The sequence below is a fragment of the Streptomyces gottesmaniae genome, from assembly GCF_031845845.1.
In the GTDB taxonomy this organism is placed as follows: Bacteria; Actinomycetota; Actinomycetes; order Streptomycetales; family Streptomycetaceae; genus Streptomyces; species Streptomyces akebiae.
The window spans coordinates 148489-162832 of the sequence record NZ_JAVRFJ010000012.1 but is presented as its reverse complement, the minus strand read 5'-3'; the positions used below and the strand labels follow the sequence as shown (position 1 = coordinate 162832).

Here is a 14344-nt window from a genome sequence, read left to right as displayed (position 1 = left end):
GCCATACGAAAATGCCGCGCCCCCCAGGCTAGAACCTGGGGGGCGCGGCAATCATTCCGGGCCTGACGAGTCGGCCTGGGCCGGGAGCGGGCAGGCTCCCGGTGGCCGGTTCTCGTCGGTGGGGCGTCAGCTCTCCGTGCTCTCCTCCGGGGTCGCCTCGGCGGGCGCCTTGGTGGTGATCGCCGGTGCCGCTCCGTTGGCGCCGTTCGTCAGTGCGAGCTCCTTCGGGGAGAGCACCGGCGGACGGGTGGACGGGGTGCGGCGGGAGGAACCGGTCCAGGCGGGCCGGGGCGGACGCTTGACGATGGGGGCGAAGATCTCGGCGATCTCCTGCTTGCCCAGCGTCTCCTTCTCCAGCAGCTGAAGCACCAGGTTGTCGAGGACGTCGCGGTTCTCGACCAGGATCTCCCAGGCCTCGTTGTGCGCGTTCTCGATGAGCTTCTTGACTTCCTCGTCCACGAGCGCGGCGACCTCTTCCGAGTAGTCGCGCTGGTGAGCCATCTCACGTCCGAGGAACGGCTCCGTGTTGTCGCCGCCGAACTTGATGGCGCCGAGGCGCTCGGTCATGCCGTACTGCGTGACCATCGCGCGGGCCAGGTTGGTGGCCTTCTCGATGTCGTTCGCGGCGCCGGTGGTCGGGTCGTGGAAGACCAGTTCCTCGGCGGCCCGGCCACCCATCATGTACCCGAGCTGGTCGAGCATCTCGTTGCGGGTGGTCGAGTACTTGTCCTCGTCCGGCAGGACCATCGTGTAGCCGAGGGCACGGCCTCTCGACAGGATCGTGATCTTGTGGACCGGGTCGGAGTTCGGTGAGGCCGCCGCGACCAGGGCGTGTCCGCCCTCGTGGTACGCGGTGATCTTCTTCTCCTTGTCCGACATGATCCGGGTCCGCTTCTGCGGGCCCGCGACCACGCGGTCGATCGCCTCGTCCAGCATGTGGTTGTCGATCAGCTTCTTGTCGCTGCGGGCCGTGAGGAGCGCGGCCTCGTTCAGGACGTTGGAGAGATCGGCACCCGTCATACCGGGGGTGCGGCGGGCGACGGCGCCGAGGTCGACGTCGGGCGCGACCGGCTTGCCCTTCTGGTGGACCTTCAGGATCTCCAGACGGCCCTGCATGTCCGGGCGGTCGACCGCGATCTGGCGGTCGAAGCGGCCGGGGCGCAGGAGAGCCGGGTCCAGGATGTCCGGGCGGTTGGTGGCGGCGATCAGGATGACGCCGCCCTTCACGTCGAAGCCGTCCATCTCGACGAGCAGCTGGTTGAGCGTCTGCTCACGCTCGTCGTGACCGCCGCCGAGGCCGGCGCCGCGATGGCGGCCGACCGCGTCGATCTCGTCGACGAAGACGATCGCCGGGGCGTTCGCCTTGGCCTGCTCGAAGAGGTCACGGACTCGGGAGGCACCGACACCGACGAACATCTCGACGAAGTCGGAACCGGAGATCGAGTAGAAGGGGACGCCCGCCTCGCCGGCGACGGCGCGCGCGAGGAGCGTCTTGCCCGTGCCGGGCGGGCCGTACAGCAGCACACCCTTGGGGATCTTGGCGCCGACGGCCTGGAACTTGGCCGGCTCCTGGAGGAACTCCTTGATCTCGTGGAGCTCCTCGACGGCCTCGTCCGCGCCGGCGACGTCCGAGAACGTCGTCTTCGGGGTGTCCTTGGTGATGAGCTTGGCCTTGGACTTCCCGAAGTTCATGACTCGGGAGCCGCCGCCCTGCATCTGGTTCATCAGGAACAGGAAGACGACCACGATGAGGACGAAGGGGAGCAGGGACAGCAGGATTCCGACGAAAGCGTTCTGCTTGGTCGGGGAGACCGTGTAGCCCTCGGGAATCTGCTTGTTCTGGAACTTGTCCTGCAGGGTGTTGGCGAGGGTGACGCCCTGGTCGCCGATGTAGCTCGCTTGGATCTTCGAGCTGCCCTCGATCTTCTGGCCGTCCTTGAGCTGGACCTTGATGGTCGACTCTTCGCCGGTGGTCAGCTTGGCTTCTTTGACCTTGTTGTCATTGATCGCCTGGACCACCTGACCGGTGTCCACCGTCTTGTAGCCGCCGGACGAGCCGACGACCTGCATCAACACGACCACGGCAAGGACGGCCAGCACGATCCACATGACTGGCCCACGGAAGTATCGCTTCACGTCCATCCATACGGAGCGGTGCCGCCCCGTCCCTCCTGCCATAGTGAGTTTGATAAAAGACTGTTCTTCGGACGGTACCCCAGCATTGTCACCCGAAGCCGCAGGGGACTGTCGGCAATACCGTCCTCGCATGGTCCAACGGCGCGAAACCCGCTGGGGTTCCCGAGCGTCTTACGGGGGTTGGCTCAACCGCCGTAGACGTGGGGCGCGAGCGTACCGACGAACGGGAGATTGCGGTACTTCTCGGCGTAGTCGAGGCCGTATCCCACGACGAACTCGTTGGGGATGTCGAAGCCGACCCACTCCACGTCGATGGCGACCTTGGCGGCGTCGGGCTTGCGCAGCAGGGTGCAGATCTTCAGGGACTCGGGCTCGCGGGAGCCGAGGTTGGAGATCAGCCAGGACAGCGTGAGCCCCGAGTCGATGATGTCCTCGACGATCAGGACGTGCTTGCCCTTGATGTCGGTGTCGAGGTCCTTGAGGATCCGCACCACACCCGAGGACTGGGTGCCCGCGCCGTAGGAGGACACAGCCATCCAGTCCATGGTGACCGGGGTGGACAGGGCCCGGGCCAGGTCCGCCATGACCATCACCGCGCCCTTGAGGACACCGACGATCAGCAGGTCCTTGCCCGCGTACTCCGTGTCGATCTTCGCGGCCAGTTCGACCAGCTTCGCGTCGATCTCTTCTTTGGTGATGAGCACCTCTTTGAGGTCGGTGCCCATGTCTTTCGCGTCCACCCGCATCACTTTCGGTCGTCCCAGGGCCGCTCCCGGACGCCCGCCTCCTGTGCGGGGGCTCGGGGCCCGCCCCGCGGGCCCCCTCGGCGTCCGGTTTCAGCCTTGCCGAATCACCAGTCTGCCACCCTGCCGCTGGGCGACGACCCGGCCGGGGAGATTGATGGCCCCCTGACCGCGCCAGCCGGTGATGAGACGGTCGATCTCCTCGATGTGCCGGGCGAAGAGGGAACCCGCCGGGGCGCCGGCCTCGATGGCCGCCCGGCGCAGGATCCGACGGCGTACGGCGGGCGGCAGGGCGTAGAGCTTGGCGCACTCCAGGAGGCCCGCGGCGTCGCGGACGGAGGCCTCGGCCTGACGGGCCCAGGTGTCGAGGGCGTCGGCGTCGTCCCGGGAGAGCCGGGCCGTACGGGCGAGGGCCTCGACGACTCCCTTGCCCAGCGCCTTCTCCAGGGCGGGCAGGCCCTCGTGCCGGAGCCGGGAGCGGGTGTAGGCGGGGTCGGCGTTGTGCGGGTCGTCCCAGACGGGCAGCGACTGGACCATGCAGGCCTTGCGGGCGGTCTGCCGGTCGAGTTGGAGGAAGGGGCGCCGGTAGCGGCCGTCGGCCCCCGAGACCGCGGCCATCCCGGACAGGGAGCGGATGCCGGAGCCCCGCGCGAGCCCGAGGAGGACGGTCTCGGCCTGGTCGTCGCGGGTGTGGCCGAGGAGGACGGCGGTGGCGCCGTGGCGTTCCAGCGCGGCGTCCAGGGCGGCGTAGCGGGCGTCGCGGGCGGCGGCTTCGGGGCCCCCGCCGCGGCCGACGGTGACGGCGACGGACTCGACCGGGTCGAGGCCCAGTTCCCGCAGGCGCAGGGCGACTTCCTCGGCGCGCAGGTCGGAGCCGGGCTGCAGACCGTGGTCGACGGTGATGCCGCCGGCGCGGACGCCGAGCTTGGGCGCCTCGAAGGCGAGGGCGGAGGCGAGCGCCATGGAGTCGGCGCCGCCGGAGCAGGCCACGAGCACGAGCGGGTGCTCGTCCGCGGCGGCCCTCGTGCGTACGGCGCCCGGGCGCGCGGAACTGCCGCGCCTGACCTCGACGGGCACGGCCGCGGGGGGTACGGCCGTGGGGGGCGTGTGCACCGGTGGTGCGCCCGTGTCGGAGGGCGCGCCCGGGAGCGCGTGGGCGGGCGCGTGGAGGGTGGTGTTCGTGTGGTGTTCGGTGAGGAGGTCGTGGAGTACGCGGCGGACCGCCAGGCGTATCGCCGCGACCGCGGGGTGGGGACCCATGTCCGGTTCCCTTCATGAAATTGTCGGGAGGTGAGCCCGAGTTCGGTCACTCAGAGTGTGTAGATGGTGACAGAACCGGGCCCTTCCCCGAGCATTGCACGCCTACCCCTTGCTCACGGTCCCTCGGACGGGTGATTGGAGGGGCGTTTGCCTGCCGTCGGCCGGATTCGTTCACCACGCTCACGCACGGCTCACGACTCCGCCTTGCGGTGCACCCGCGCGACCCAGTCCGCCGGTTTGGCGATCTCCGCCTTGGTCGGCAGGGTGTTCGGGGAGGTCCACACCCGGTTGAAACCGTCCATACCGACCTGTTCGACGACCGCCCGTACGAACCGCTCGCCGTCCCGGTACTGCCGGAGTTTGGCGTCCAGACCGAGCAGCTTGCGCAGGGCCTGGTCCAGACGGGAGGCCCCCTTGGCGCGGCGCTGCTGGAACTTCTCGCGGATCTCGGCGACCGAGGGCACCACGGCCGGGCCGACGCCGTCCATCACGAAGTCGGCGTGGCCCTCCAGGAGGGACATGACGGCGGTGAGCCGGCCGAGGATCTCGCGCTGGGCGGGGGTCTGCACCAACTCCACGATCGAGTGACCGTCGTCGCCGACCTCTCCCTCGGGGCGGCCCCCCGCGAGTGACTGGGCGGCCTCCCTGATGCGCTCCAGGAAGGTCGTGGGGTCGACCTCGGTCTCCCCCAGGAACGACTGGATTTCACCCTCCAGGTGGTCACGCAGCCAGGGAACGGCCGTGAACTGCGTGCGGTGCGTCTCCTCGTGCAGACAGACCCAGAGGCGGAAGTCGTGGGGCTGCACGTCGAGTTCGCGCTCCACGTGCACGATGTTCGGCGCGACGAGCAGGAGTCGGCCGCCGCCGTTCTCGCCCGCCGGGAGTTCGCGGGTCGCGGGGGCGAAGGTCTCGTACTGGCCGAGGACCCGGGAGGCCAGGAAGGACAGGAGCATGCCCAGTTCCACGCCGGTGACCTTGCCGCCGACGGCGCCGAGGACGGCTCCGCCGGGGGTGTTGCCGCGACGTTCCTGCATCTTGTCGAGCAGCGGCTTCAGCAGTTCCCGGAAGCCGGCGACATTGGCCCGGACCCAGCCGGGGCGGTCGACGACGAGGACAGGGGTGTCGTCGCCCGTGTCGGGGAGCATCCGGGTGAAGGCGCGGACGTGTTCCTCCGAGGCCTTCGCGTGTCGGCGGAGCTCGGCGACGATGGCCCTGGCCTCGTCCCGGCTCACCTCGGGGCCCGGCCGTACGAGCCGGGTCGCGGTCGCCACCGCGAGATTCCAGTCGACCATCTCGGCACCACCGATGCGAGTCATGTTGTCAACCGTACGTGAGCACTGCCGCTTGGGGCAGGCCGTGGGGACACGGGCGGGTTCGGTTGTGACTTGGGTGCGGGTGGGCGGGGGGCCTCGCGCAGTTCCCCGCGCCCCTGAGAAGCAGGGGCTACGCCCCGTGCTTCTTCCCTGCCCCTCCCGCCTCAGCGGCAGCCGCAGGTCGCCAGGGACGAGGTCGCGTCGGTCAGGAGTCTCTTGGCCGGGTCGGTGTTCTCCAGGGGAGTCTCCGTGGCGAGGAAGGCGAAGGCGAGCAGGCGGCCGTCGGCGTCGACGACGGTGCCGGCGAGGGTGTTCACGTTGCTGAGCGTGCCGGTCTTGGCGCGGACGATGCCGGTGCCGGTGGCGTCGCTGGGGTAGCGGCCACGCAGGGTGCCCGTGAAGCCGGCGACCGGGAGGCCGGTGAGGACGGGGCGGAGTTCGGGGTGGGCCGGGGACGCGGACTCGGCGAGCAGGGCGGTGAGGAGGGCGGGGGTCAGTGCGTTGCCCCGGCTGAGGCCGCTGCCGTCCGCGAACTCGACGCCCCGCAGAGGCACTTCGAGCTTCTTCAGTTCCTTCTTGATGGCCGCCGCGCCGCCTTCGAAACTCGGCTGCTCGCCCGTCGCGAGCGCGACCTGGCGGGCGAGGGCCTCGGCGATGTCGTTGTCGCTGTGGGTGAGCATGCGTTCGACCAGGGTGGAGAGGGGCGGGGAGGAGACCGCGGCGAGTTCCTTCGCGTTCTTCCCGGTCGTGGTGGAGCCCTCGGTCCTCACCTTGACGCCCCGGTCCTGCAGGAGGTCCGCGAACTCGGCGGCGGCGTCGGCCGCCGGGTCCGGGGCACGGTCCGCGCTGCCGCTGGAGGAGCCGTCGAGGCGGGCCTCGTCGACCATCAGCGGGACGACCAGGGCGAGGTTGCCGTTCACGCCGATGGTGTGCTGCTCGGGGCCCTCGTAGAGGGAGGTGTCGTAGGCGAGGGTGATCTCGTTCAGGTGACGCTTGTCGAGGGCGGCGGCCGTCTCGTCGGCGAGGGAGCGCAGGCTCGCGTACCCTCCCCCACCCTCGGCTTCGCTCGGGCGGGAGGTGCCCCCAGTGTCCTCGTGGGCGGTCAGGGTGGGGTCGCCGCCGCCGACGAGGACGACCTCGGCGGAGTCGGGGTCCAGCACCGTGCGGGTCTCGATGCGATGGTCGGGGCCGACCGCCGACAGGGCCGCGGCGGCTGTGGCGATCTTGGTGGTGGAGGCCGGTGTCAGGGCCTCGTCCGCGTTCCGGGAGTACAGCTGCTCGCCGGTCGCGACGTCCACGACGGAGGCCGCGCGGCGTGGGCCCAGGACGGAGGAGTTCAGCAGCGGGTCCAGGCGGGCGGCCAGGGCGGCGGAATCGGGCGCGGAGCCCGCGCCGGAGACGCCGCCGAGGCCGGCCAGGACGGAGGGGGCGCTCGGCGCGGGCTTGGGCGCCCCCGCCGCCGTACCGGACGACGTCCCGGAACCGCGTCCGTGATCTGCGCCACCCTGGCCTTCGCGCGATGCCGCCCAGTCGTGCTCGGCCTTACGCTGACCGGAGGAGTCCCAGGGTCCGGCGGCGGCCACCGCCCCGGCCGAGAACACCAGCCCCAGGGTGGCCGCGCCGGCGGTGAACTGGAGGGTCGTGAGCTTCTTCGTGCTCCCCGCGAGCTGCGAAGAGCGTGCCGTGACGGCGCTCGTGACGCGTACGACGCCGGGTTTCACCACCTGTGCGACGCGCGCGGCACCGGGCTTCACGGCGCGCGTGACGCGCACGATCCCCGGTTTCACGCCGTGCACCACCCGCACCACACGCGGTCTCGCGGCCCGCCAGACCTTCGGCTCCCGCACGACCACCAGCCCCTTTCGCGATCACACACCTGCGTGAGGGACACTTAACCACCAGAACTATGTGTTGATCATGGAGGAGTCACCGGTGGAGTTCGACGTCACGATCGAGATTCCGAAGGGTTCGCGGAACAAGTACGAGGTGGACCACGAGACCGGTCGGATCCGCCTGGACCGTCGACTCTTCACCTCGACCGCCTACCCGACCGACTACGGCTTCGTCGAGAACACCCTCGGCGAGGACGGCGACCCGTTGGACGCGCTGGTCATCCTGGACGAGCCGACCTTCCCGGGCTGCCTCATCAAGTGCCGCGCGATCGGCATGTTCCGGATGACGGACGAGGCCGGCGGCGACGACAAGCTGCTGTGTGTCCCGGCGACCGACCCCCGGGTGGAGCACCTGCGTGACATCCACCACGTCTCGGAGTTCGACCGCCTGGAGATCCAGCACTTCTTCGAGGTCTACAAGGACCTGGAGCCCGGCAAGTCCGTCGAGGGCGCCGACTGGGTCGGCCGCTCCGAGGCCGAGGCCGAGGTCGAGAAGTCGTACAAGCGTTTCAAGGAGCAGGGCGGTCACTGACCCCCTGAGTTCCTCGGCCGTCTTGCCGACCGATTCCACGAACGGGCCGCGTGTCCCCAGGAGGGGCGCGTGGCCCGTTCGGGTATGCGTGGGTGTCGGTGCGCATACTGAGGCGTACCTGAGGTGACGTACAGGGAGCGCTGCTGAGTGGGAGTGACGGAGCCCGGTGACGGCGGGCCGCAGGAGGACCGCAAGCCGGTGTCGGACGAGGCGGGCAGTGCCTTCGCGCCGGTGGGATTCGCTCTGGGGATCGACGGTGACGCGTCGGTGACCTCGGAGTTCGCGATCCCGGCGGGGCTGGACGTGCCGGCCTCGGGGGTGGAGGCCGAGGCGCACACGACCTCCGAGTTCGCCCTTCCGGAGGGGCTGGCGCCGCCCGAGGGGCTCGCCGATGAGCATGAGGGGTCCGCGTTCAGCCTGCCGCGGACCTACAACGCGCGGCACGCGCCGGTCGCGTTCACGCCGGCCGGCGGGATTCCGGCCGTCAGTCTGACCAAGGACGTGCCGTGGCAGGACCGGATGCGCACGATGCTGCGGATGCCGGTGGCGGAGCGGCCCGCGCCGGAGCCGCCGGCGCGCGCCGAGGGCGACACGGGGCCCGCCGTCCCGCGTGTGCTCGACCTCACGCTGAGGATCGGTGAACTGCTGCTGGCGGGCGGTGAGGGCGCGGAGGACGTGGAGGCGGCGATGTTCGCCGTGTGCCGGTCCTACGGCCTCGACCGCTGCGAGCCGACGGTGACCTTCACCCAGCTGTCGGTCACCTACCAGCCGTCGCTGGTGGACGACCCGGTCACGGCGTCCCGGATCGTCCGGCGCCGGGCCACCGACTACACCCGGCTCGCGGCGGTCTTCCGGCTGGTGGACGACCTCAGCGATCCGGAGAGCGCGATCTCGCTGGAGGAGGCGTACCGGCGGCTCGCGGAGATACGGCGCAACCGGCATCCGTATCCCGGCTGGACGCTGACCCTGGCGAGCGGGCTGCTGGCGGGGGCCGCGTCCGTGCTGGTCGGCGGTGGCGTGGTCGTGTTCGTCGCGGCGGCGCTCGGCGCGATGCTCGGCGACCGGCTGGCGTGGCTGTGCTCGGGGCGCGGGCTGCCGGAGTTCTACCAGTTCCTGGTGGCGGCGATGCCCCCGGCGGCCATCGGGGTGATGCTGACCGTGGCGCACGTGGACGTGGAGGCGTCCGCCGTCATCACCGGTGGGCTTTTCGCGCTGCTGCCCGGGCGGGCGCTGGTGGCGGGCGTGCAGGACGGCCTGACCGGCTTCTACATCACCGCCTCCGCGCGGCTCCTGGAGGTCATGTACCTCTTCGTGGGCATCGTGGTGGGGGTGCTGCTCGTCCTGTACTTCGGTGTGAAACTGGGCGCCGAGTTGCATCCGGACGCGGCGCTCGGCAGCGCGGAACGGCCGCTGTTGCAGCTCGGGGCCTCGATGCTGCTGTCGTTGACGTTCGCGCTGCTGCTCCAGCAGGAACGATCCACCGTGCTGGCCGTGACCCTCAACGGCGGTGTGGCCTGGGCGGTGTACGGGGCCATGCACGACGCGGGCGGGATCTCGCCGGTGGCGTCCACGGCGGTGGCGGCGGGGCTGGTGGGCCTGTTCGGACAGTTGTTGTCGCGGTACCGGTTCGCTTCCGCGCTGCCCTACACGACCGCGGCGATCGGGCCGCTGCTGCCGGGTTCGGCGACCTACTTCGGGTTGTTGGGCCTCGCACAGAACGACGTGGACGCGGGGCTGGTGTCGCTGACGAAGGCGGCGGCGTTGGCGATGGCCATCGCGATCGGGGTGAACCTGGGGTCCGAGGTGTTCCGGCTGTTCCTGCCGGGGGCGGCGCGGGCCGGGCGGAAGGCGGCGAAGAGGACGCGTGGGTTCTGAGCGCCTGACAGCCGGCTCCGGGGCGCCGGGCGTTGGCGGCCGGGGGTTCGGTGGGGCTTCGGCGGGCGGTTCACCCCGCCGGAAACAGAGGAACCCGCGCCCCCGGATGACGGAGGCGCGGGTGGTGAGCTCTGGGGGTCAGTACCTCGGGTAGTCCTGGCCCTGGTAGCCCTGCTGGTTCTGGTTCTGGTTCTGGTTCTGGTTCTGGTCCTGGTTCTGCGGGTACTGGCCGCCCTGGGGGTACTGGCCGCCCTGCGGGTACTGCTGGGCGTAGGGCTGCTGTTGGGGCTGCTGGTGGCCGTAGTTCTCCTGGTAGCCCTGCTGCTGGTAGCCCTGGTCGCCGTAACCCTGGTTGCCGTAGCCCTCGTTGCCGTAGCCCTGGTTCGGGTCGTACGGCTGCTGCTGGGGCTGGTCGGTCGGCGGGATGCGGCGGAGCTGGGTCGTCGCGTCGTCCATGACCGGGGCGGGGGCGGACTGCTGCTGGGGCTGCGCGGGCTGGTTCTTCTTCACCTTCCTCGCCTTGAGGAGCTCGAAGATGATCGGGAGCACCGAGATGAAGACGATGAGGAGGAGCATCGCCTCGATGTTCTTGTGCACGAACTCGATCTGACCGAGCCAGGAGCCGAGCAGGGTGACGCCCGCGCCCCAGAGGATGGCACCGACGACGTTGAAGACGAGGAACGTGCGGTAGCGCATGCCGCTGACGCCCGCGATGATCGGCGTGAACGTCCGCACGATGGGCACGAAGCGGGCCAGGATCAGGGACTTCGGGCCGTGCTTCTCGAAGAACTCGTGGGCCTTGGTGACGTTCTCCTGCTTGAAGAAGCGGGAGTCGGGGCGGCTGAAGAGCGAGGGGCCGACCTTCTTGCCGAACATGTACCCCACCTGGTCGCCCAGGATCGCCGAGACGCAGATCAGCACGATCGCCAGCCACAGCGGGAAGTCCAGCGTGTCGGAGGTGATCAGCATGCCGGCCGTGAACAGCAGCGAGTCGCCGGGCAGGAAGAACCCGAAGAACAGGCCGGACTCGGCGAACACGATCAGCAGCAGGCCCCAGATGCCGAACGAGTTGAGCAGGTAGTCCGGATCCAGCCAGCTCGGTCCGAGGGCGATCGTCTGCACGGTTCCGGGCTCCTGGGGGGTGAGGAAAGAGTGAACGCCTGTGGGTGAGGACCCACGAGGGCGGGTCGCACAGGGGTGGGACCCATAGGGGTGACCAAAGCTATCAACGCACGGTCACCCCACTAGGTTCCACGGGTTCCCCCAGAGTGCCCTGTGGCCGCACTGAGACCAAGCCGTGTGGTCACAGGTGCGGTCAGAGGCGGGATCAGGGATGGATCAGGGGCGCCGCCGGGCCGCGTTCGCGTTGATCGCGTCCCGCAGGTGTTCGGCGAGGCCGGGGCGGGTGGAGTCGTAGAAGGCCTTGAAGCGCTCGTCGGAGACGTACATCTCGCCGAGGCACTGGTGCATCTCGTACGGGCAGTCGTAGAACCAGGAGCCGATGTGCTGCCGGTGCTCCTCGGCCATGTTCATGGCCGCCTCGCCGGTCGGCTCCTCGCCGGCGGCCATCAGGGCGTCGTAGCGCGCGCCCCAGTCGGCCACCTCGTCCTGCATGCGCTTCCAGTCCTCCTTGGTGTAGGTGGCCGCGCGGCGCTGCGACTCCGCGTACGCCTCCGTGCCGCCCCAGCGCTGTTCCGCCTCCTCGGCGTACTGCTCGGGGTCCTTGTCGCCGAACACCTCGAACCGCTCCTCGGGGGTCAGGTTGATGCCCATCGTGCGTGCCTCCATGGCGTGCTCCACGGCCGCGGCCATCTTCTGCAGTCTCTCGATCCGGGCGGTCAGCAGTTCGTGCTGGCGGCGCAGGTGGGACCGCGGGTCCGCCGCCGGATCGTCGAGCAGGGTCGCGACCTCGTCGAGGGGGAAGCCGAGCTCCCGGTAGAACAGGATCTGCTGCAGCCGGTCGAGGTCGCCGTCGCTGTAGCGGCGGTGACCCGCGTGGGTGCGCTCGCTCGGTACGAGGAGTCCGATCTCGTCGTAGTGATGCAGCGTGCGCACCGTGATCCCGGCATAGCCCGCGACCTGTCCCACGGTGTGACTCATGACTTCCGCTCCCTTGTCGGTACGTGCTCCAGGCTGGGGCCTCACGTGACGTGAGGTGCAAGCCCTTTGTGCCGGGCGGCAGGCGGCGGGCGGCGGGCCGTAGCGGACTGTGCACTTCCGCAAGGCTCGGGGCTCGTGAAACGCACTGGCGACGGGTCACACGCGTCTCACTGTGCACAACACGAAGCCCTGGCGCGCGGACCGTGCACTTGTGCAATGGCCCGCTCCCGACGGTTTTCCTACGGTGGGTCCGTCGAAGAGACGCTGGGCCCGGCACGGGGGTGCGGGCCGGGCGTGCCGTCGGCGGGCCGGACCAGGCCGCCTCTGCCTCGGGGGCATCCGAGCTGCCCGTGCACGTGTTGGGGCACGTGCGCGGGTTCGGTCCGTGGCGGCCGGGTGACGCGGGCCCGGCGTCAGGGCCGGGGCGGCTGGACCAGGGCCGGGCGGCCCAGCAGCACGTGCAGGGCGAGCGCGATGTCGGCAACGGTCACCACGTCGGTGTCGGTGATGCCGACCATCTTCGTGGAGAAGTCCATGCCGAGGAGGCCGGCCGCGTCCCGGGTGTGATTGCGGACGGTGGCCTCGGAGAGGCCGAGGGCGCGGGCGGTCTCCCTGGTGCTGAGGTTCTTCTCCAGCCAGACGCAGAGGGTCTCGACGAGGTCGCGCTGATCCTCCCGTACCGGGCGCAGGCGTTCCTCGGCCCAGGCCGTCGGTCCGCCGTCCTCGGCTGCGGCCGCCATCAGCGCCGCGAAGGTGGGTGGCCGGGAGGGGGCGGCGGTGTCCGGGTGCGGCAGGGCGGGGGTGTCGGTCTCCGGGGTCGTGTCCGGCTGCGGCAGGGCGAGGATGTCGAGGGCGAGCAGCGTCAGGATGCGGTCGTTGGCGGAGCCCCGGAGGTCGAGGGAGAGGATCTTCCCGGCCCGGTTGAGGCGCTGGGTGACCGTGTTGCGGTGGACGCCGAGGCCTCCCGCGGCTTCGGTGTGCTTGAAGCTGAGGGCGGTCGGGAGGGTCTCCAGCAGCAGTTTGCGCTCGTCGCCCCGGCCCGGGAAGTCGTCCAGGAGCGGGGACATCAGGGCCGCCGCCCAGGCCTTCGCCGCCCTCCTGGGCAGGAGGGGGGCGAACTTGGCCTTGGAACCGCCCAGCCGGATGCGGTGCGGGGTCCCGGCCGCGTCGCCCACCGCCGTCAGGGCCTCCAGGTAGCCGACCGCGGTCTCGGCGAGCGGGTGCGGTCGGCTCTGACCCATCAGATGGCCGTCGCGGGCCGCGATCATCTCCTTGAGGACCGTCTCGACCCGGCCGCTCTCCCGGACGGGATCGAGGATGAGGATGTGCTTCGGCTTGCCCGGACACGGCGACACGATGGCCTGCTCGGCCAGGGCCCGCTCGCACCAGCTGAGGGTGGCCTCGCGCTCCTGCGGCCCGGTGTCGACGACGAAGACGCGGGCGGTGTCGGTGTCCAGCAGGGCCTGTGCGGCGCCCGTGTAGACCACCTGCGCCAGAACCGTTTCTCCGCGCATGAGCAGCTGGAACGCGGCGTGCCGCACCGCCCGCGGGGTCTGGGTCCTGGCCTGGTGCTCGCGCCTGGCCTGGTCGCACAGTCCGAGGAGTTTCGCCGCGTGCTGGATCAGGGCCGTGGCCGCGCCGTCGAAGGGTGTGTGGGAGGCGATGGCCAGCCGGGCCTCGTCCTCGCCGTCCGGGAATCCCGGGGTCCCGGGGGCACCCGGGGAGATCGACACGATGCGGGTGTGCATGGCGCCGCTGGGCGCGCCCTGTGCGCCGTGCGCTCCGGTGATGACGGCGTGGGCCAGGGTGGCGGGCGCGCTGTCGGGTGCCGCCGCGAGGACGCCGCGCCGGGCCGAGGTGACGAGGACCTCGGCGTCCAGGGCCACCGAGAGCCAGTCGGCGATGCGCCGTACGGCCGTGGGGTCGGCGAGGCGGGCCGGAAGCCGGTTGAGGAGGCCGTCGAGGTGTGCGACCTGGCGCTCCGCGAACTGGGCGCGCCGCAGCCGCAGATCCTCGTTGACGTGGTCCCAGGCGGTGGCCTCGGCGGAGGTCGCGAGCAGGGGCAGCTCCAGGCGGTTCGCGGCGGCGAGGGTGGCGTCGGGGAGGGTGCCCAGGTCGTGGCCGGGGGTGCCGATCACCAGGCCGGCCGCCTTGCGCCGGTCCAGGAGGCGGATCAGGTGGTCGAGCGTCCGGACGTGGGCCGGGGTAGGCCGGGGAGTGTCCAGGGTGACCAGGAACAGCGTCCCGTTCTCGAACGGGGTGTCGGCGGAGAGGTCGGCGAGCGTGTGCGGCGCCTCGGTCAGCGGCCGGGCGACGACCTCGGCGACCCGGGTCGCGCCGTGGCGGGGCGCGTGGCCGGGCTGGAGGAACCTCAGCCGCAGCTGCCGGCGCTCGTTGATCAGATAGTCAAGGGTGGGCAACTCCGCCGTCCCTCCCCGGTCGTGCACGTGGGTCCGCGGGATGCTCAACTCCACCTGCTGTGTTCGCTCTTGT

Annotated in this window: 10 protein-coding genes; 2 read left to right on the top strand and 8 right to left on the bottom strand. The window is 70.7% G+C overall.

Going from position 1 to position 14344, the window contains the following annotated elements; genetic code table 11:
- Positions 1-126: 126 nt before the first annotated feature.
- From ftsH to dacB, 5 genes are all read right to left on the bottom strand, one after another.
- Entirely contained in the window at positions 127-2142 is a 2016-nt protein-coding gene (ftsH, locus tag RM704_RS16075) for an ATP-dependent zinc metalloprotease FtsH (protein WP_033524699.1), read from the bottom strand.
- A 179-nt stretch (positions 2143-2321) separates the two neighbouring features.
- Positions 2322-2882, bottom strand: coding sequence for a hypoxanthine phosphoribosyltransferase (gene hpt, locus RM704_RS16070; protein ID WP_033524698.1), 561 nt, complete (start codon positions 2880-2882; stop codon positions 2322-2324).
- A 90-nt stretch (positions 2883-2972) separates the two neighbouring features.
- Positions 2973-4139, bottom strand: coding sequence for a tRNA lysidine(34) synthetase TilS (gene tilS / locus RM704_RS16065; RefSeq protein WP_033524697.1), 1167 nt, complete (start codon positions 4137-4139; stop codon positions 2973-2975).
- A gap of 191 nt (positions 4140-4330) precedes the next feature.
- A complete protein-coding gene (locus RM704_RS16060; protein ID WP_033524696.1) occupies positions 4331-5455 on the bottom strand; it encodes a zinc-dependent metalloprotease in 1125 nt (374 codons plus the stop codon).
- Between the two features lie 161 nt (positions 5456-5616).
- The gene (gene dacB / locus RM704_RS16055) at positions 5617-7305 is read right to left on the bottom strand and encodes a D-alanyl-D-alanine carboxypeptidase/D-alanyl-D-alanine endopeptidase (protein ID WP_033524695.1); all 1689 of its coding nucleotides are present in this window, start codon (positions 7303-7305) and stop codon (positions 5617-5619) included.
- A gap of 79 nt (positions 7306-7384) precedes the next feature.
- On the opposite strand from dacB, the gene RM704_RS16050 reads away from it, so the two are divergent.
- Both RM704_RS16050 and RM704_RS16045 read left to right on the top strand, forming a co-directional pair.
- On the top strand, positions 7385-7876 hold the full coding sequence (locus RM704_RS16050) for an inorganic diphosphatase (RefSeq protein ID WP_033524694.1): 492 nt from the start codon (positions 7385-7387) through the stop codon (positions 7874-7876).
- Between the two features lie 147 nt (positions 7877-8023).
- Positions 8024-9751, top strand: coding sequence for a threonine/serine exporter family protein (locus tag RM704_RS16045; RefSeq protein ID WP_311590702.1), 1728 nt, complete (start codon positions 8024-8026; stop codon positions 9749-9751).
- A 138-nt stretch (positions 9752-9889) separates the two neighbouring features.
- On the opposite strand, the gene RM704_RS16040 is transcribed toward RM704_RS16045, so the two are convergent.
- The 3 genes from RM704_RS16040 to RM704_RS16030 all read right to left on the bottom strand — a co-directional run bounded on the left by RM704_RS16040 (position 9890) and on the right by RM704_RS16030 (position 14271).
- The gene (locus RM704_RS16040) at positions 9890-10873 is read right to left on the bottom strand and encodes a DedA family protein (RefSeq protein WP_033524693.1); all 984 of its coding nucleotides are present in this window, start codon (positions 10871-10873) and stop codon (positions 9890-9892) included.
- 216 nt (positions 10874-11089) lie between these two features.
- On the bottom strand, positions 11090-11851 hold the full coding sequence (locus RM704_RS16035; protein ID WP_033524692.1) for a MerR family transcriptional regulator: 762 nt from the start codon (positions 11849-11851) through the stop codon (positions 11090-11092).
- Positions 11852-12264: 413 nt separating this feature from the next.
- Positions 12265-14271, bottom strand: coding sequence for a helix-turn-helix domain-containing protein (locus RM704_RS16030; RefSeq protein ID WP_033524804.1), 2007 nt, complete (start codon positions 14269-14271; stop codon positions 12265-12267).
- Positions 14272-14344: the final 73 nt, after the last annotated feature.